This is a genomic window from Kribbella sp. NPDC050281 (assembly GCF_040655855.1).
Classification (GTDB): Bacteria; Actinomycetota; Actinomycetes; order Propionibacteriales; family Kribbellaceae; genus Kribbella.
The window spans coordinates 1-17,328 of sequence record NZ_JBFAKS010000039.1; the positions used below are offsets into that span (position 1 = coordinate 1).

At 69.1% G+C, this 17,328-nt stretch carries 15 protein-coding genes; 10 read left to right on the forward strand and 5 right to left on the reverse strand.

The window, feature by feature from the left end; genetic code table 11:
- The first annotated feature begins 141 nt into the window (after positions 1 to 141).
- Positions 142 to 1,137, forward strand: a complete 996-nt coding sequence (locus tag AB0I34_RS33275) for a cyclopropane-fatty-acyl-phospholipid synthase family protein (RefSeq protein WP_360452799.1) — start codon at positions 142 to 144, stop codon at positions 1,135 to 1,137.
- Positions 1,134 to 1,892, forward strand: coding sequence for an SDR family NAD(P)-dependent oxidoreductase (locus AB0I34_RS33280; protein ID WP_360452801.1), 759 nt, complete (start codon positions 1,134 to 1,136; stop codon positions 1,890 to 1,892). The genes AB0I34_RS33275 and AB0I34_RS33280 overlap by 4 nt, the downstream gene beginning before the upstream one ends.
- On the opposite strand, the gene AB0I34_RS33285 is transcribed toward AB0I34_RS33280, so the two are convergent.
- Entirely contained in the window at positions 1,870 to 2,985 is a 1,116-nt protein-coding gene (locus AB0I34_RS33285) for a cytochrome P450 (RefSeq protein ID WP_360452803.1), read from the reverse strand. The genes AB0I34_RS33280 and AB0I34_RS33285 overlap by 23 nt on opposite strands.
- A 123-nt stretch (positions 2,986 to 3,108) precedes the next feature.
- On the opposite strand from AB0I34_RS33285, the gene priA reads away from it, so the two are divergent.
- From priA to AB0I34_RS33310, 5 genes are all read left to right on the forward strand, one after another.
- On the forward strand, positions 3,109 to 3,846 hold the full coding sequence (priA, locus tag AB0I34_RS33290) for a bifunctional 1-(5-phosphoribosyl)-5-((5-phosphoribosylamino)methylideneamino)imidazole-4-carboxamide isomerase/phosphoribosylanthranilate isomerase PriA (RefSeq protein WP_360452805.1): 738 nt from the start codon (positions 3,109 to 3,111) through the stop codon (positions 3,844 to 3,846).
- Positions 3,843 to 6,134: an HAD-IB family hydrolase gene (locus AB0I34_RS33295; protein WP_360452807.1), complete on the forward strand. Its 2,292-nt coding sequence runs from the start codon at positions 3,843 to 3,845 to the stop codon at positions 6,132 to 6,134. The genes priA and AB0I34_RS33295 overlap by 4 nt, the downstream gene beginning before the upstream one ends.
- Positions 6,131 to 7,327, forward strand: a complete 1,197-nt coding sequence (locus AB0I34_RS33300; protein ID WP_360452809.1) for a zinc-binding dehydrogenase — start codon at positions 6,131 to 6,133, stop codon at positions 7,325 to 7,327. Before AB0I34_RS33295 ends, AB0I34_RS33300 begins: the two co-directional genes overlap by 4 nt.
- A 69-nt stretch (positions 7,328 to 7,396) precedes the next feature.
- Positions 7,397 to 8,950 carry a lactate racemase domain-containing protein gene (locus tag AB0I34_RS33305; protein WP_360452811.1) on the forward strand — a complete coding sequence of 518 codons (1,554 nt, stop codon included), beginning with the start codon at positions 7,397 to 7,399 and terminating at the stop codon, positions 8,948 to 8,950.
- Entirely contained in the window at positions 8,950 to 9,882 is a 933-nt protein-coding gene (locus AB0I34_RS33310; protein ID WP_360452813.1) for a lysophospholipid acyltransferase family protein, read from the forward strand. The genes AB0I34_RS33305 and AB0I34_RS33310 overlap by 1 nt, the downstream gene beginning before the upstream one ends.
- Here AB0I34_RS33310 and AB0I34_RS33315 read toward each other — a convergent pair whose 3' ends face one another.
- Entirely contained in the window at positions 9,883 to 11,100 is a 1,218-nt protein-coding gene (locus tag AB0I34_RS33315) for an SGNH/GDSL hydrolase family protein (protein ID WP_360452815.1), read from the reverse strand.
- A 47-nt stretch (positions 11,101 to 11,147) separates the two neighbouring features.
- The gene (locus tag AB0I34_RS33320; RefSeq protein WP_360452817.1) at positions 11,148 to 11,759 is read right to left on the reverse strand and encodes a winged helix-turn-helix domain-containing protein; all 612 of its coding nucleotides are present in this window, start codon (positions 11,757 to 11,759) and stop codon (positions 11,148 to 11,150) included.
- Positions 11,760 to 11,834: 75 nt separating this feature from the next.
- Between AB0I34_RS33320 and AB0I34_RS33325 the strand changes: the two genes are divergently transcribed.
- The 3 genes from AB0I34_RS33325 (at position 11,835) to AB0I34_RS33335 (ending at position 14,353) form a co-directional block, all read left to right on the forward strand.
- Complete coding sequence (locus tag AB0I34_RS33325) at positions 11,835 to 13,049, forward strand: aminopeptidase (protein ID WP_360452819.1); 1,215 nt, start codon at positions 11,835 to 11,837, stop codon at positions 13,047 to 13,049.
- A 66-nt stretch (positions 13,050 to 13,115) separates the two neighbouring features.
- Positions 13,116 to 13,877, forward strand: coding sequence for an imidazole glycerol phosphate synthase subunit HisF (hisF, locus tag AB0I34_RS33330; RefSeq protein WP_360452821.1), 762 nt, complete (start codon positions 13,116 to 13,118; stop codon positions 13,875 to 13,877).
- Entirely contained in the window at positions 13,874 to 14,353 is a 480-nt protein-coding gene (locus tag AB0I34_RS33335) for a MarR family winged helix-turn-helix transcriptional regulator (protein ID WP_360452823.1), read from the forward strand. The genes hisF and AB0I34_RS33335 overlap by 4 nt, the downstream gene beginning before the upstream one ends.
- 68 nt (positions 14,354 to 14,421) lie before the next feature.
- Here the strand turns inward: AB0I34_RS33335 and AB0I34_RS33340 are convergent, their stop codons facing one another.
- Both AB0I34_RS33340 and AB0I34_RS33345 read right to left on the reverse strand, forming a co-directional pair.
- Positions 14,422 to 15,945, reverse strand: coding sequence for a right-handed parallel beta-helix repeat-containing protein (locus tag AB0I34_RS33340; RefSeq protein ID WP_360452825.1), 1,524 nt, complete (start codon positions 15,943 to 15,945; stop codon positions 14,422 to 14,424).
- Positions 15,942 to 17,324 carry an O-antigen ligase family protein gene (locus AB0I34_RS33345; RefSeq protein ID WP_360452827.1) on the reverse strand — a complete coding sequence of 461 codons (1,383 nt, stop codon included), beginning with the start codon at positions 17,322 to 17,324 and terminating at the stop codon, positions 15,942 to 15,944. Before AB0I34_RS33345 ends, AB0I34_RS33340 begins: the two co-directional genes overlap by 4 nt.
- Between the last annotated feature and the right edge of the window lie 4 nt (positions 17,325 to 17,328).

Consider the following 17,328-nt stretch of genomic DNA (forward strand, 5'->3'; position numbering starts at 1 on the left):
CTAAGCTATTCGCGACTATTTGGTCAGATGTCCGAGGGCAGATCCGTAAGGATCATCCGGCGCCATACCCGCTCGAAATACCGCGCCGTCTCATCTTTAATGTTTGGCTTCAACCATGGACGAGCCTGCTGCCGTGGCCTTGTGCCGGAGGCTGAGCGTGGAGGGGAGATCATCGGGCACGGCAGTCGCATCATGCGACGCGGCGCCCGGGTGACAACCTTGCTGCCCGGCCCGCTGACCAGTCTGCGACGGCTGGTGGACCAGCGGATCCCTGGCCGGCTGCGCAACACCCTGTCCGGCGCGCGCAGCAACGTCCAGGCGCACTACGACCTGAGCAACGACCTCTTCGCCGGCTTCCTCGACCCGACCATGAGCTACAGCTGCGCGGTCTTCGGCGGATCACCGCCGTACGACGCGCAGAGTCTCGAGGACGCGCAACGGCGCAAGATCGACCGGATCCTCGACCTGGCTGGGGTGACCCAGGGCACCCGGCTGCTCGAGATCGGGACGGGCTGGGGCGCTCTCGCGATCGCCGCCGCTCGCCGCGGCGCACACGTCACCGGTGTGACGCTGTCGGGCGAACAGCTCGAACTCGCGCAACGCCGGGCGGCCGGGGCCGGTCTCGGTGACCGGGTCGAGCTGCGCCTGCAGGACTACCGGGCCCTGCAGGGCAGGTACGACGCGATCGTCAGCGTGGAGATGATCGAGGCGGTAGGTGCGGAGTACTGGCCGACGTACTTCGGCACGCTCGACCGGCTGCTGGCGCCCGGCGGCAGGATCGCGCTGCAGGCGATCCTGATGGACCACGACCGGATGCTCGCAACCCGGAACTCGTTCAGCTGGATCCAGAAGTACATCTTCCCGGGTGGACTGATCCCGTCCCGGCGAGCGATCGAGGACAGCCTGGCTCCCACTGGGCTGCGGATCGTCGCCGACGACCGGTTCGGCCTGCACTACGCGGAGACGTTGCGGCGCTGGCGGCGGCGCTTCGACGAGCAGTGGCCGCGGATCCGGACGCTCGGCTTCGACGAGAACTTCCGCCGGATGTGGGAGTTGTACCTGGCCTACAGCGAGGCCGGCTTCGCGTCCGGCTACCTCGATGTCGGTCAGTTGCAGCTGGCCCGGGGATCGCGATGAGCGCCCTCGCCGGCAAGACCGTCTGGGTGGTCGGCGCATCCAGTGGGATCGGTGCCGCTCTGGCCGCCGAGCTGGCCGACCGGGGCGCCCGGGTGGCGATCTCGGCCAGGCGGGCCGATCGGCTGGAGTCCGTCGCCCGCGGGCGGATGGCCGTCGTACCGCTCGATGTGACCGATCGGGAGGCGGTCGACAGGGCCGCTGGACGGGTCGCCGACGACATCGGTGAGCCGGACCTGGTCGTGTTCAGTGCGGGTACCTGGGAGCAGTTGGATGCCACCGCCTGGGACCGGGATCTCTTCGCCCGCCACATCGAGGTCAACCTGCTCGGCCTGAACAACGTCCTCGGCGCGATGCTGCCGCCGATGCTCGAGCGCGGGCGGGGCGCGATCGTCGGGATGGCGTCGGTGGCCGGCTACCGCGGCCTGGCCGGAGCCGAGGCCTACGGCGCCACCAAGGCGGCGCAGATCAATCTGCTGGAGGCGTTGCGGATCGCGGTCGCCGGTTCCGGCGTCGACGTGGTCACCGTCTGTCCGGGGTTCGTCCGGACCGAGCTGACCGAGACGAACGCGTTCCCGATGCCTTTCATCATCGACGCGGACGAGGCCGCCCGATCGATCTGCGACGGCTTGGAGCAGGGCCGCGCGGAGATCGTCTTCCCGGTGCCGATGGCGATCCTGATGAAGATCGCCCGCCTGCTCCCGGTCCGTGTCTGGGCGAGCACGATGAGCCGGTTCACGCGTCCCAAAGGACGTTGAGGGCGGACGGTTTCCGGAAGACCAGACCGCGCGGTGGGGGAGAGCCCGGCGCCAGTCGCAGGCCGGGCAGGCGCAGTACGGCGTCGACCGCGGCCAGGGTCTCCAGCCGGGTGAGGTGCATCCCGAGGCAGATGTGCGGGCCGCTGGCGAAGGCGAGGTGGCGGCGGGCGTTGGGGCGGCGTACGTCGAAGTCGTCGGGGGAGGGGAAGACGGCGGGGTCGCGACCGGCACCGGCCAGGGACACGGTGACCAGGTCCCCGCGGCGGATGGACGCGCCGGCCAGTTCCACATCACGCGTCGCGTAGCGGTCGACGACGGCGGCAGCCGGTTCGAGGCGCAGGGACTCCTCCATCGCGTTGGGCAGCAGGGACGGGTCGGCGAGGATCACCTCGAGCTGGTCCCGGTGGTTGAGCAGGTGCCACAGCGCGTTGGTGATCATGCCTTCGGTGGTCTCGATCCCGCCGAACATCAGCACCGCCGCGTTCGCGACCACGTCGTCGACCCCCAGCCCCGCGCGGGCCGCGGCCGCGATCAGGGAGTCGGTCGACTCGATGCCTGCGGCAACGTGTGCGTGCAGCCGGCCGAACGCCTCGGCACCCTCCGGTGTCACCGGACGTCCGGCCGAGACGCCCGTGACCGAGTCGGAGATCGCGGCGTACCAGTCCAGCACTGTCGAGGCCGAGGCAGGCGGCAGGCTGAGCGAGTACGCCACGACCGCCACGGACAACGGACCGGCCACGGTACGGCGCAGATCCGAAGACCGCGGCTCAAGAGCACCGACCAACTCATCGACGGTCTGTTGCACGACTGAGGTGAACCGTCGGCGGGTCTCGGCCAAGCCGAAGGGGGCCTCGAACGGCGTGCGGTGGGCGGCATGCGCGGCGCCATCCCTGGAGAGCATCGACGGGCCGACGACCTGCGCGGTGGAGAAGCGCGGATCGTCGACCGTGAAGGTGTCGGGATCGCGCAGAACCGTCAGTGCGAGCTCGCGGCTCGCGACGACCCAGCTGTCCAGGGCATCGACCCAACCCACCGGCCGCAGTGCCGCCAGCGCCGGATGCGGATCCGTTTCGAGCTCCTCCAGCGTGACCATTCAGCCACCCTAGATCGATGAAACCAGTAGGTAGACTGGTATGGCTGCGACAGATCGGAATTAAACGACTCAGCGGGGCAGCGGGTTACGAAACTCGAACTAACGCCATCTAGGGTGTGGGCCATGTCTGAGAACCTGGTGCTGCTGCCTGCCGTCGATGTGGCAGACGGTCAGGCTGTCCGGCTGGTGCAGGGAGAGGCCGGAAGTGAGACCTCGTACGGCGATCCGCTGGCGGCCGCGATGGCCTGGCAGGACGCCGGAGCGGAGTGGATCCACCTCGTCGACCTGGACGCCGCGTTCGGCCGGGGCAGCAACCGTGAACTGCTCGCCGACGTGACCGGCAAGCTCGACGTTCAGGTCGAACTGTCCGGCGGGATCCGGGACGACGACTCACTCGAGGCCGCGCTGGCGACCGGCGCTCGCCGGGTCAACATCGGCACCGCCGCGCTCGAGGACCCGGAGTGGTGCGACCGGATCATCCAGCAGTACGGCGACCGGGTCGCGATCGGGCTCGACGTCCGCGGCCGGACCCTGGCGGCCCGCGGCTGGACCAAAGAAGGCGGCGACCTGTACGAGGTCCTCGAGCGGCTGGAAGCGGCCGGCTGCGAGCGCTACGTGGTCACCGACGTCACCAAGGACGGCATGCTCCAGGGGCCGAACCTCGACCTGTACCGCGACCTGTGCGCGCGCACCGCGAAGCCGATCATCGCCTCCGGCGGTGTCTCCAGCCTCGACGACCTGGTGGCGCTGAGCACGCTGGTCGCCGACGGCGTCGAGGGCGTGATCGTGGGCAAGGCCCTGTACGCCGGTGCGTTCACCCTGACCGAGGCACTCGAACTCACGCGTGGAGGCGACCAGTGAGTCTGGCCGACAAGCTCAAGGACAAGAAGGTCCTGGTCACCGGCGTCACCGGATTCGTCGGTGAGGCGCTGCTGCACCGGATCATCGGCGACCTGCCCGGGACCACCGTGGTCGCGATCATCCGCCCGAAGGGGTCGCTCAACGGCACCGACCGGATGGCGCAACTGCTGAAGAAGGACATCTTCAAGCCGTTCTACGGCGAGGGCACCGAGTACGCCGACGCCGAGGCGCTGAACAGTGCCCGGATCCAGGTGATCGACGGCGACCTGTCCGACGTACCGGAACTGCCGAAGGATCTCGACATCGTCGTGCACTGCGCCGGCGACGTCAGCTTCGACCCGCCGATCCACGAGGCGTTCACCACGAACGTGCTCGGCACGAAGAGCCTGCTCGAGCGGATCGTCGAAACGGCGCGGCCGGTCCACTACGTGCACATCTCCACGGCCTACACCGCGGGCCGTCGCCGGGGTGCGATCCCCGAGGCGTCGGTCGAGCACAGTGTCGACTGGCGGAGCGAGGCCGAGGCCGGGATGGCGATGAAGGCCCGGATCGAGGAGCAGTCCCGGTCCGCGCCGATGCTGGCGAAGTTCCGCAAGGACGCCGAGAAGCTGCACCGCCGGGCCGGCCACCTGACCGCCGCGACGGACACCGAGCGCCGCCGGACCGAGTGGGTCGCGAAGAAGCTGGTCGAGACCGGCACCGAGCGCGCCCGCAGTCTCGGCTGGACCGACTGCTACACGTTCACCAAGGCCCTCGGCGAGCGCGTGGTCGAGGAGTTCTCGGCCAAGTTGCCGACCTCGATCGTCCGGCCGGCCATCATCGAGTCCGCGGTGCAGAGCCCGCACCCGGGCTGGATCGAGGGCTTCAAGATGGCCGAGCCGCTGATCCTGGCCTACGGCCGCGGTGAGCTGCCGGAGTTCCCGGCCAGCCCTGACTCCGTCGTCGAGATCATCCCGGTCGACCACGTGGTCGGCGCGATCTGCGCGGTGATGGCGACCGAGCCCGAGCTGAACAAGCCGGAGTACTACCACGTCAGCTCCGGCGCCCGGAATCCGCTGACCTTCGAGCAGTTGTACGCCGGTGTCCGCGCGTACTTCTCCAAGCACCCGTTCGACCTCGGTGAGCGTGGCGCGGTCCGGCTCCCGGTCTGGAAGTTCCCCGGCGGCGACTCGGTCGAGAGCATGCTCCGGTACGGCGAGAAGGCCCACAAGATCGCCGACAAGATCATCACGACCGTGCCGCGGAGCGAACGGGTCCGCAAGTACGCGCGGGAGCTGGACGTACAGAAGCGCCGGCTCGACTTCCTCCGCCGCTACATGGATCTGTACTCCGAGTACGCGCAGGCCGAGCTGCAGTTCATCGACGACAACGTGCTGGCGCTGCACAACGCGCTCGAGGGTGACGACCGGGAGAAGTTCTGGTGCGACACCTCGATCGTGGATTGGCAGCACTACCTGCAAGAGGTGCACTGCCCGAGCGTGACGGACTCGCTGCGCCGGCTGGACGTCGTACGGAAGAAGCGGAACAAGGCGCTGGCCGAGTCGGCCGGCGTACTCAAGAAGGTCGAGCCGACCCAGGACGCGGAGGTCATCGCCGCGTTCGACATGGACGGCACGCTGCTGTCGTCGAACGTGATCGAGACCTACCTGTGGATGCGGCTGCCCGAGCTGGACAGCCACCAGCGGGTCGGTGAGATCGGTGCGATGCTGCGCCGGCTGCCGAAGCTGATCTCGGCCGAACGCAAGGACCGCGGTACCTTCCTGCGCACGATCTACCGCCGCTACGAGGGCGCGGATCTGGAGGAACTGAACCGCATCGTCGACGAGGTCCTCGCCGAGCATGTCCTCGAGCGGCTGAGCGGAGCCGCGGTACGGCGGATCCGCGAGCACCGCGCGGCCGGGCACAAGACGATCCTGATCACCGGCGCGGTGCGGCCGCTGACCCGGCCGCTCGAGCCGCTGTTCGACGAGATCGTCGCGGCCGAACTGGCCGTCGACGACCGCGGCCGCTGCACCGGCTTCCTGTCCGGACCGCCGCTGGTCGGTGAGTCCCGGGCGGCGTGGCTCAAGCACCGCGCCCGCGGTACGAACATCGACCTGTCCAAGTCCTACGCCTACGCCGACAGCCACTCGGACCTGCCGATGCTGTCGGTGGTCGGCAATCCGGTCGCCGTCTCGCCGGACGTGTCGCTGTTCCGGGCCGCCCGGGCCGCGCGCTGGCAGATCGTCGACTGGAAGACCCCGTCCTCTTCGTCCCGACTCGAGCTCCCTGGGGTGAACGCTCGATGATGCTCGCACTCGAGATGTACCGGTCGCCGGCCAAGTACCTGGCGGCCAAGGCGGTCGGCGGCCGCATCCCCGGCATCCTGACCGGTCCGGCCGCGCCGCTGCGTCTCGTCACCATCAACGAGCCGAAGGCCGAGCGGGAGGGCTGGGCGCGGATCCGCCCGATCCTGTCCGGCATCTGCGGCTCCGACCTCGGCATGGTGACCGGATCCACCAAGCTGTACTTCTCCGCCATGGTGTCGATGCCGTTCGTCCCCGGTCACGAGATCGTCGGCGAACTGCTCGACGACTGCGAGGACCTGCCGAAGGGCACCCGGGTGGTGATGGACAGCGTCCTGACCTGTGCGGCCCGCGGGGTCGAGCCCTGCCAGGGCTGCGCTTCCGGCAACACCAACCGGTGCGACCGGATCACCGTCGGCCACGTGGCGCCCGGTCTGCAGACCGGCTTCTGCCAGGACACCGGCGGTGGCTGGGGCAACGTGATGATCGCGCACCGCAGCCAGCTGTACGCCGTACCTGAGACACTCACCAACGAGCGCGCAGTGCTGGTCGAGCCGCTCGCCTGCGCCGTGCACACGGCGCTGAGGTCCAAGGTCGAGCCGGGCCAGTCGGTCTTGGTGAGTGGCGCAGGTGCGGTCGGCCTTTTCGCAACCCTCGCCCTCCGCGAGCTCACCCAGGCCGGCCGGATCACGGTTGTCGCCAAGCACGCCAAGCAGCGTGAGCTGGCCCGGGCGTTCGGCGCCAGCGATGTGGTCGCGCCCGACGAGGTCTTCCGCGGCGTACGACGCTCGACCGGTGCGTTCCGGTTGAAGCCGGAGATGGCCAAGGAGTTCCTGCTCGGCGGTGTCGACATCGCCGTGGACGCGGTCGGCAGCAAGGACTCGATCGACACCGTGCTCCGGGTGACCAAGGCCGGCGGCCGGGTGGTGCTGTCCGGCATGCCGTCGACCGGCGCGGACCTGTCGCCGGTGTGGTTCCGGGAGCTGGAGCTGGCCGGTACCTACGCGTCCGCGCGGGAGGAGCCGAACGGCCGGCCCGCCTTCGACACCGCGCTGGAGCTGGCCGCCAAGGCTCCGCTGGACGGCGTGGTCGGCGCGCGCTACCCGCTCTACCGCTGGCGCGAGGCGATCGACCACGCGCATTCGGCCGGCCGACTCGGCACGGTCAAGGTTGCTTTCGATGTGAGGGCCTCATGAGGGCCGTGACAGCGCTGCACGACGTACGAGAGAGGTTCTGACATGTCTCGGCCAGGGTTTGTGCTTGAGGTGGACGACCGGACTCCGCCCCTGCTCGTCCACAACGGTGAGGGATTCCTGCTGGAGCGCTTCCCGCTCGGTACCCGGGTGGTGTACCCGCCGGAGGCGCTGCCACCGGTGCGGGACGTGGACGAGGCGATCCAGAACGCACTGCTCAACCCGCTGGAGTCCGAGCCGCTGCCCGAGCTGCTGTTCGCCGGGATGCGCCTGACGATCGCGTTCGACGACATCTCGATCCCGCTGCCGCCGATGAAGAAGCCGGACATCCGGCAGCGCATCATCGAGGCGGTGCTCGAGCTGGCCGCGGCCGCCGGGGTGGACGACGTCGAGCTGATCTCGGCGAACGCCCTGCACCGCCGGCTCACCCCGAACGAGCTGCGCGACATCGTCGGCGAGCGGGTGTTCCGGTCCTTCTTCCCCGACGGCAAGCTCTACAACTTCGACGCCGAGGACACCGCGAACCTGACCCACCTGGGTCAGACCAAGCACGGCGAGGACGTGGAGATCTCCAAGCGGGCGGCCGAGTCCGACCTGCTCGTCTACGTGAACGTGAACCTGGTGGCGATGGACGGCGGCCACAAGTCGACGTCGATCGGCCTGGCGTCGTACAAGTCGCTGAAGCACCACCACAACAGCCACACGATGATCCACTCGCGGTCCTTCATGGACCACAAGGCCTCGAAGATGCACCACTCGGCCTGGCGGATGGGCGAGATCCTGACCCAGCACGTCAAGGTCTTCCAGATCGAGACGTCGCTGAACAACGACATCTTCGGCGGCCCGCTGGAGTTCCTGCAGAAGCGCGAGTGGGAGTGGTCGATCAAGGACCAGGCCTCGATGCTCGGCACCAAGCGCGCGCTCGCGGCCGCGCCGGGCAAGCTGCGGCACAAGATCTTCACCGACGTCCGGTCGAACTACGGCCTGACCGGGATCCACGCCGGCAAGATCGAGCCGGTGCACGACAAGACGCTGGACAACGTGCACCGCCAGCACCTGGTCGAGGTGCAGGGCCAGTCCGACGTAGCGATCATGGGCGTGCCGTTCGTCGGGCCGTACAACGTGAACTCGGTGATGAACCCGATCCTGGCCGCGTGCATGGGGCTGGGCTACTACTTCAACTCCTACCGGGGCAACCCGATCGTCCGCAAGGACGGCGCGGTGATCCTGTACCACCCGGTCGACTACGAGTTCAGCCAGTTGCACCACCCGTCGTACGTCGACTTCTTCGAAGAGGTGCTGTCGGAGTCGACCGACCCGGCCACGATCGAGGCCAAGTTCGAGAAGCAGTACGCCGAGGACCCGTGGTACATCCACCTGTACCGCACGTCCTACGCGTACCACGGCGTGCACCCGTTCTACATGTGGTACTGGATCTCCCACGCCCTGGACCACTGCGGTGACATCGTCTGGGTCGGCGCGAACCGCAAGACGGTCGAGCGGATGGGCTTCCGGTCGGCCTCGACGCTGCAGGACGCGCTGGAGATGGTCAGCCACTCGGTCGGCCGGTCGCCCTCGATCACGTACCTGCACAACCCGCCGCACCTGCTCGCGGACGTGCGCTGATGGGGACCAGCCTGGTGAAGTTCAGCCGCGACACCGCGCGTGACGTGAAGCAGGTCGCGCGCGGGTGGCGGTGGGGCCGGCGGCCGCAGGTGCCGCGGTCAGCCGAGCCGTACGTGATCCCGAAGGAGACCACGGTCTTCCCGACCAAGTGGGCCCGGACTCCGGCGGCGATCGCGGTCCGCGAGGTGCTTCAGAAAGGCGCCCTCAACTCGGTGCTGCGATGGGAGGTCAACCCGCAGGTCAGCGGGCTCGACTCGCTGCTGAAGCTGCACGGCCCGGCGCTGATCGTGGCGAACCACTCGTCACACCTCGACACCCCGCTGGTGCTGTGCACGCTGCCCGACGCGATGCGCCGCAAGACCGCCGTCGCCGCGGCCGCCGACTACTTCTTCGACACCTGGTGGCGGGCGACCGCGTCGGCGATCGTGTTCAACACGTTCCCGATCGAGCGCCGCGGCGGGAAGCTCAGCTCGACCCCGGGCGACCTGCTCGCCGACGGCTGGAACGTGGTCGTCTTCCCGGAGGGCACCCGGTCGCCGGACGGCTGGATGGAGCGGTTCCGGATGGGCGCGGCGTACCTGGCCGTCGAGCACGGCGTGCCGGTGATCCCGGTCGGCATCAAAGGCTCGTTCGCCGCGATGCCGCGCGGCCGCGGCTGGCCGGTGCCTGGCCGCCCCTCGGTCGCGGTCCGGTACGGCGATCCGCTGAGCCCGGCGGAAGGGGAGAGCGCCCGCGAGTTCGCGCCGAAGATCTCCGCGGCGGTCTCGGCCCTCCTCGACGAGGAGTCGACCACCTGGTACGAGGCGCGCCGCCGCGTGGCCGCCGGCGCGTCCCCGTCCCAGTCCGGCCCCGACGCCGCCCGCTGGCGCCGGGTCTGGGAGTCCACCGCCCCGCTCAAGCCGGCCGGTTCCAAGCGCCGCGCCTGGAAGTAGTCACCGCTGGTTGCGTCCGGAGAGTGCCTCGGACGCAACCACCGCCAGCGCCTCGTACCCGGCGTCGTTGGGGTGCAGATGGTCGCCGGAGTCGTACGCCGGGTTGAGTTGCTGCTCGTCGGACGGGTCTCCCACGGCTCGAGCGAAGTCGGCGACGGCGTCGTACTGGCCTGAGGTCCGGATCCAGGTGTTGACCTGGTCGCGGATCGCCTCCGCCCGCGCGAAGTCCGCCGGTTGCATGTAGTCGGCCTTGAACGGCGTGATCGTGGCTCCGACGATCCGGACGCCGCGTGAGTGCGCGGCCTTGATCATGCTCCGGTAGCCGGCGATGAGCTGGTCCGCGGTGACCCTGGCCGTGACGCCGCAGCCGCCGAAGTTGCCTTCGCTGTCCCAGATGTCGTTCTCGCCTTCCTCGACGATCACGGTGCGAACACCCGGCTGCCCGAGCGCATCGCGGTCGAACCTGGACACGCCTGACGCGCCGAAGCAGGGCAATTCGCTGAGCAGCAGGTTCCCGGTGATGCCGACGTTGGCCACTCCCAGCCGACTCGACTGCAGGCGCTCCGCGAGTGTGTCGGAGTACCGGCGATCGGCGTCGACGGTCGAGTTGTGCCCGTTGGTGATCGAGTCGCCGAAGGCGACGACGGTGCTGGCCGCGCCGGTCACATCGACGCCCGTGAGGTAGTAGACGGAATGGCTGGTCTCCCCGCCGGCCACGCTGTCGTACAGGTGATCGCCGGGCGCGGCGGTGGTCGTGGTGAGTCCGTCTTCGTGGTACGTCGCGGGCCCGGTGGCGCCGTCGACGTACAGGCTGATGACGAGTTGGTCTCCGGCGTCGGTCGCGATGGTCACCGGGTCCGACGTCATCGTTCGGCCGGCCGCGACAGTGGTACGGCGTGAGTCGTCGAAGGTCACCGTGTCGTGTGGTCCGCCTGTGGCCCTGGTCAGGGTCGTGCCGGTCACGTGCAGCGGCTTGGCGCCGTACTGGTTGGACAGCCGGATCCGCAGGCTGCGACCGCCGGTGCTGAGCCGGATCGTCTGCCGGATCGTCTGGTGGTCGAAGCCGGCGGTGGACCAGTTCGAGTTGTCAGCGGAGGGGCGTTGCATCGCGGCGGTCCAGGCGGCCGACCAGTGGGTGGCCGGTGGTTGCGCTGCCGCGGACGCCGGAAGGACGGAGGTGGTGGCCGCGACGAGCGCGGCGATCAGAGTGGTTTTCACGGTTGGATGGTTACATGGCATCTAGTTGCAGTGCAACTAGTATTGGCTCACTCCGGATCGACGACCGCGTACCAGCCAATCAGCAGGTGAACCGGGATGCCGCTCGGGTCGTCGTCCGCGAGGGTGTCGAATTCGTTCTGGAGCGCCAGCAGCCGACGCCGGAAGTCCGCGGCGCGGACGGGGCTCACGCGGGCGACCATCCCTCGCCCGATCAACAGGCCGAGCGGCGTCTCCGCCTCCGTGCCGATCGGCACTCGCCCTGCACTCAGGTTCCCGGTCAACTGGGTGTGGAACTCGCTGAAGACAGAGGACAGGGTGTCGGCGAACTCGGTGGACGCCGATGGGTCCGTGACAAGTTCCCGGCTGAGGGTGAAGGTCAACTGGGCGGTCCGGTAGCGCTGCTCCTGGATGCCGGAGACCAGCCGGGTCTCTGCCACCTGGATCAGGCCGGCCGCCTCGAGTTGCTTGAGGTGGCGGTAGAGCTTCGTCTGTGGTTCGCCGAGTGCCGCCGCGATCTCCTTGGCCGACATCACCGGCGCGGACCGGCCTCCGCTCATCAGTACACGCAGGATCGCGATCCGGGTCGGATCGGAGAGGGTCCGCATCGTCTCGAGGTCGGTGATCACCCGGACCGGCGAGACGTCGGCTGGTGGCTGCATGGCGCTCCTTCTTGCCCAATGTTCACCCGTCTGTCAATGTTCACCCTAACGTGAATATCGAGGTCAGGGGCTGGAATGAACGAGGAATGGTTACGGCGATTCGCCGAACTGGCGGTCCGGGTCGGCGTGAACGTGCAGCCCGGGCAGGGGGTGGTGGTCTCCGCCGACGTCGCCCAGGCCGAGATCGCCCGGCTGGTGGTCGAGCGTGCCTATCTCGCCGGGGCGCGGTGGGTGGAGGTTCTCTGGTCCGACGCCGTCGTCCGGCGGTCCGACCTCATGCACGCCGACCTGGAGGCCCTGACGGCAGACCGGCCCTGGGCATTGGAACGCACTCGCAGCTGGACCGACGACGGGATCGCATCGATCGCCCTGGTCGGTACACCGGATCCGGCTCTGTACGCCGGGATCGGCCCCGCACGGATGGCCGCCGTACGAAGGCAAGAGGCGATCGCCATGCAGCAGGCTGTCATGTCCGAAGGGTGGCGATGGACGGTGGTGACCGCTCCGAACGCCGACTGGGCCACTCAGGTGTACGGCGAGCCGGACGTCGACCGGCTGTGGGGCGTGGTTGCCCAGGCCATGCGCCTCGACGAGACCGATCCGGTCGGGGCCTGGCGGGAACGGTCGGCGGCCCTCGCGGCTCGGTGTGCTGCCCTCGATGCCCTGCAGATCAGCGAGCTCAGGTACGTCGGCGAAGGTACGGACCTGACCGTCGGCCTGCTGCCCGACTGCCGCTGGACCGGCGGCTCGACGGTTGACCCGGGCGGCGTGGCGTACCTGCCGAACATCCCGACGGAGGAGGTCTTCACCAGCCCGGACCGACGCCGCGCGGACGGTGTGGTCCGGCTGACCCGGCCGGTCGTCATCGCCGGCCAACTCGTCGAGGACCTGCGGCTCACGTTCGCGGACGGCCGGATCACCGAGGTCTCGGCCACGACCGGGGCGGACCTGGTCCGGTCGCAGCTCGACACCGACCCGGGTGCCCGCAGCCTGGGGGAGGTGGCCCTGGTCGACAAGGAGTCCCGGATCGCGCAGGCAGGTGTCGTCTTCCACAACACCCTGTTCGACGAGAACGCCGGCTGCCACGTCGCCTGGGGGCAGAGCTTCCCCTTCGCCGTCGACAAAGGCCTGGAGCTGACGCCCGACGAGCGCTACGCCCTCGGGCTGAACAACTCGTCCGTCCACACCGATGTCGTCGTCGGTGGCGACGGTCTGTCGGTCACCGCCACCACGCCGAATGGTCCCGTCGTGCTGCTTCGCGACGACATCTGGCTACTGCCGGCCTCTTGACCCGCGGGAGGGGTCTCGCCGGACGCTCAGGCGGGGTTCCCAGGGTCGAGTCGGTACCCTTTCCGCGTGACTCTTGCCGTGCGGGTGATCCCCTGTTTGGACGTGGATGGCGGGCGGGTGGTGAAAGGGGTCAACTTCACCGACCTGCGCGATGCGGGAGACCCGGTCGAGATGGCCAAGGTCTACGACGCGGAGGGTGCCGACGAGCTGACCTTCCTCGACATCACCGCGTCCTCGGGGTCGCGGGAGACGACGTACGACGTGGTCGGGCGGACCGCCGAGCAGGTGTTCATCCCGCTCACCGTCGGCGGCGGTGTGCGCGAGGCGGCAGACGTGGACCGGCTGCTGCGGGCCGGCGCGGACAAGGTCGGGATCAACACCGGCGCGATCGCCCGTCCGGACGTGATCCGCGAGATCGCCCACCGGTTCGGCAACCAGGTGCTGGTGCTGTCACTCGACGTACGGCGGGCCGCGGACCAGCCGAGCGGTTTCGAGGTGACCACGCACGGTGGCCGCAAGTCGGCCGGACTGGACGCGATCGAGTGGGCCAGGCGCGGTGCCGAACTGGGTGCGGGGGAGATCCTGCTGAACTCGATGGATGCCGACGGCACCAAACAGGGGTTCGACCTGGAGCTGATCCGGGCGGTGCGCGAGGTGGTCGACATCCCGCTGATCGCCAGCGGGGGAGCGGGGGCGCCGGAGCACTTCCCACCCGCGATCGAGGCCGGCGCGGACGCCGTACTGGCCGCGAGCGTGTTCCACTTCGGCGACTTCCGGATCGCCGACGTCAAGAAGGCGCTGCGCGACGCCGGGATCGTGGTCCGGTGAACGAGGTCGTCGAGTCGCCGCGGACCGAGCACAGGGAGCGCATGCTCGCGGACATCGAGCAGGAGTTGTCGGCGCTGTTCCGGCGCTCCCGGTCGGCGTCGCTGCGGCTGGCGCGCCGGGTGCACCCGGACATGGACGCGGCCGGTTACGCACTGATCTCCCAGATCGAGCTCGGCACGTCCGGCGGTCGTGCCGGCGTCCGGGCGTCCGACGTCGCCCAGGCGCTCGGCCTGGACAAGTCCACCGTCAGCCGGGGCATCACCCAGCTGGAGAACCTCGGCCTGATCGAACGCGTCGGCGACCCTGACGATGGCCGCGCCCGTCTGCTCCGGCTGACCGCCACCGGCGCCGACAGTTTCGGTGCCATGCGTGCCCAGCGTCAGACCGAGTTCAGAGCCATCCTGGACCGCTGGAATCCCACCGACCTGGCCGACCTCGGCCGCCTCCTCGCCCGCCTCAACGCCGACCTCACCTGACCGCCGACGGCCGACGTCAACCGACCGGCCACGGCCGACCTGAGCTGACCGGCGACGTCGGCCCGCGTTCAGCGGCCGGTGCGTTGGGCCCGTCCACCGCTGTCGTTGCCCGCCTCGCGCCACTGGGCCCAGGTCAGGTCGGTGTCGTTCCAGGAGAAGTACGGTTCGTCGAGTGACGGCACGAAGTACGTGTTGTTCTCGAAGCGATTGTTGGCTCCCGTGTAGACGGCAGCGTCTCCGATGTCCTGGACCGCACCGGTCGTCTGGCCGGTGGACAAGGTGACGCGGTTGTCGTGGACCCAGACGTTGCGAACGACGTGTGGTCCGTGCGGCGCCGGCTCCTCGTCGGCACGGCCGCCACTCTCGATCAGGGCGATGCCGTTGGCGTTCTCGCCGAGGGTGTTACCGGCGACCTCGATGAGTCCCGTGCCGCCCGACGACTGGATCTGGATGCCGGCCTGCCAGGCCCAGCCGCTGTGCCGTCGGCCGTTGCCGGAGATCTCGTTGTCCTTGATGGTGGCGTCGTAGCTGATCTCGTGCTGGATGCCGGCTCCCCAGTTCCCGGTGATCTTGTTGAACGAGTACTCCGTGTGGATGTTGCCGCCGTCGGTCCACAGGCCCGGGCCCAGGTTGTCGTGGACGTAGTTGTGCCTGACCGCGTGCCGGTCGGTGTGCCAGCTCTTGCTCCCGCCCGCTTCCCAGTCCGCCGAGTAGCCGGCCACACCGTTGAACGAGATCTCGTTGCCGCTCACCACCGATCCGTTGCCCCAGGCACCGAAACCGAGCTGGCCCTGGTGGTGCACGAAGTTCGAGGTGACGACGGCTCCGTCGGCCAGCCCCAGGCCGACGCCGTGGTTGAGGCGCACCTCGTTGTGCGAGATCCGCCAGCCGGACCCCATGCCATCCGGCGTGGTCCGGCGGGTCTCGACGACGGCCACCTGTGCCTCGTTGGCGGCCTGCTCGAGAACGAGGTTGGCGACGGTGACGTTGTCGACGGCCGCACTGATGAGGCTGGGAGCGACGGCCTGTTCGACCAGGTGGAGGCCAGGGTTGTCGCCGATGGTGATCGTGTTCGTGGCGTAGTCGGCATGGACCGTGCCGGCGGTGACGGCCGACCTGGATCCGACCCGACTCATCCGCTGCTTGTCCACGAACACGTCTTCGGCGTACGCACAGGTCGGCACGGATTCCACGCACTCGCCGTGGTCGCCCGGCTCCGTGGGCAGGAAGCCCGTGTTCGACCAGACACCGTTCCGCTGTTGCCAGCCGGTGAGTACCTTCGATCCACTGACCACCGCGCCCTGACGACCGATCATCGCGTCACCCTGCTTCGGCTCCAGGGGTTGCTCCAGCCGGTAGGTGCCAGGGGAGAGGCAGTACGTCGTACCGGCCGCGTGCGCGTCGATGACCGATTGGAGGTCCTCGGACGGACCGACCGAGACGCCGTCACAGGATCTCGGAACCGGACCAACAGGCCCGGTCAGTCCGGCGCGGCCAGGCAAAGCGGTGTCGGTCGGCTCGCCGTCGCACGACACGGCCGGCGATGCCGCCAGCAGGCAGATCACCGCGATCCAACGCGTCCTGGATCTCACGGTCCCATCCCGCCACGGAACCAGGGCCGGACTGTGGTCACCGCCACCCCGATCCCGAACGTGGTCCACAGCAGCGCCGCGACCTGCGGTCCCTCCAACTGGGGATCGAAGAAGCAGGACACCAGCACGGCCGTCGTCACCATCAGCGAGAGCACGCCCACCTGACGCCTGGTGTGGAGCCCTTCGCGGGCCAGCCGCCGGCAGCCGCCGATCATGCGCCAGTACCACCCCACCCACAAGGCGATCCACAACGAGATGCCGACCAGACCCAACCTGGCCATGATGTGCAGGTGCGAGTTGTGCGGGCTCCGCAGCGAGTCCTTGCCCGCATCGAGTATGCCGACCTCGCTGGCCAGGTTCTGGCCGAAGCCGGACCCGTCGATCAGATGGCCGTCCGCGACCTGTTTGTCGAGGATGCGCGACCAGAGTTGCTCACGCCCCTCGACGGTGCCGCCGAGGTTGCCGCTGGTTTCCTTTCCACCGAGGCTCACGACGTTGGAGATCAGCTGGGTGGCCGAGAACTCCCGCCCCTGCAGGCCGCCGAGCGGTACCTTCAGCGACAGCAGTGAGGCCAGTCCCAGGCCGACAGTCATCACGAGTACGACGCGGGCGGCGAGCCCCACGCGGTTGCGGAGGAACGCCAGTCCGACCGCGCCACCGGCCATCACGCCGAGCAGGCCACCGCGATTCTGCGTGGCGGCAAGTGCGACCACGACGAGCGCCATCAAGCTCCAGCCCGTACGGCTCCGAGCGCTGCGCGTCCCGGGCAGGAGCCACATACACCCGAGCACGAGCAGCGCGGCGATGGCCGAGCTCCCGGCCTTGTGCGACAGCACCGACACCGTGGTGAACGGCACCGTGGGGGCACTGTCCGACAGCGGATACAGCACGACGGCGAACGGCAGCCAGAGCAGCAGCCACGGAGCCAACCGGCTCAACCCGTTCGTCCACCGGTCGAGGAGCTCCGGGGACCTGGCCAGCGCGGCAATGACGAAGAACGCGAACAGGCAGTAGAACCAGAGCGCGGCATCCCGCACCGCGTCCAGGTGGTACGTCGCGACGCCGGGCACCGTCCGGATCAGTCCCCAGGCGGCGAACGCGATGAGCGGCGCGAGGATGGACTCGTCCCTGATCGGCACCTTGAGGTAGTGGGTGGCCACGACGGCGGCAGCAGCGCCCACCCCCAGCACCATCTCGCCTACGAACAACGGGCTACCGGGCAGATGGACGTAGGCGAAGGCCCGGTCGAGCAGCAGGTAGCCGGCCAGGAGAGGCCCGAGCAACCGCCCGTACAGGATCCAGAGACGTCCCGATGCGTCCGGAGGCGGCGCGCGCAGGTCACCGCCGAGCTCGCGCGGAGTACCTGCGGGCAAGGACATCCCG

Bases quoted from the DNA above. Each gene is read 5' to 3' on its own strand.
- AB0I34_RS33280 (WP_360452801.1), top strand. From the start codon at position 1,134: ATGAGCGCCCTCGCCGGCAAGACCGTCTGGGTGGTCGGCGCATCCAGT.
- AB0I34_RS33285 (WP_360452803.1), bottom strand. From the start codon at position 2,985: ATGGTCACGCTGGAGGAGCTCGAAACGGATCCGCATCCGGCGCTGGCG.
- priA (WP_360452805.1), top strand. From the start codon at position 3,109: ATGTCTGAGAACCTGGTGCTGCTGCCTGCCGTCGATGTGGCAGACGGT.
- AB0I34_RS33300 (WP_360452809.1), top strand. From the start codon at position 6,131: ATGATGCTCGCACTCGAGATGTACCGGTCGCCGGCCAAGTACCTGGCG.
- AB0I34_RS33310 (WP_360452813.1), top strand. From the start codon at position 8,950: ATGGGGACCAGCCTGGTGAAGTTCAGCCGCGACACCGCGCGTGACGTG.
- AB0I34_RS33320 (WP_360452817.1), bottom strand. From the start codon at position 11,759: ATGCAGCCACCAGCCGACGTCTCGCCGGTCCGGGTGATCACCGACCTC.
- AB0I34_RS33325 (WP_360452819.1), top strand. From the start codon at position 11,835: ATGAACGAGGAATGGTTACGGCGATTCGCCGAACTGGCGGTCCGGGTC.
- AB0I34_RS33345 (WP_360452827.1), bottom strand. From the start codon at position 17,324: ATGTCCTTGCCCGCAGGTACTCCGCGCGAGCTCGGCGGTGACCTGCGC.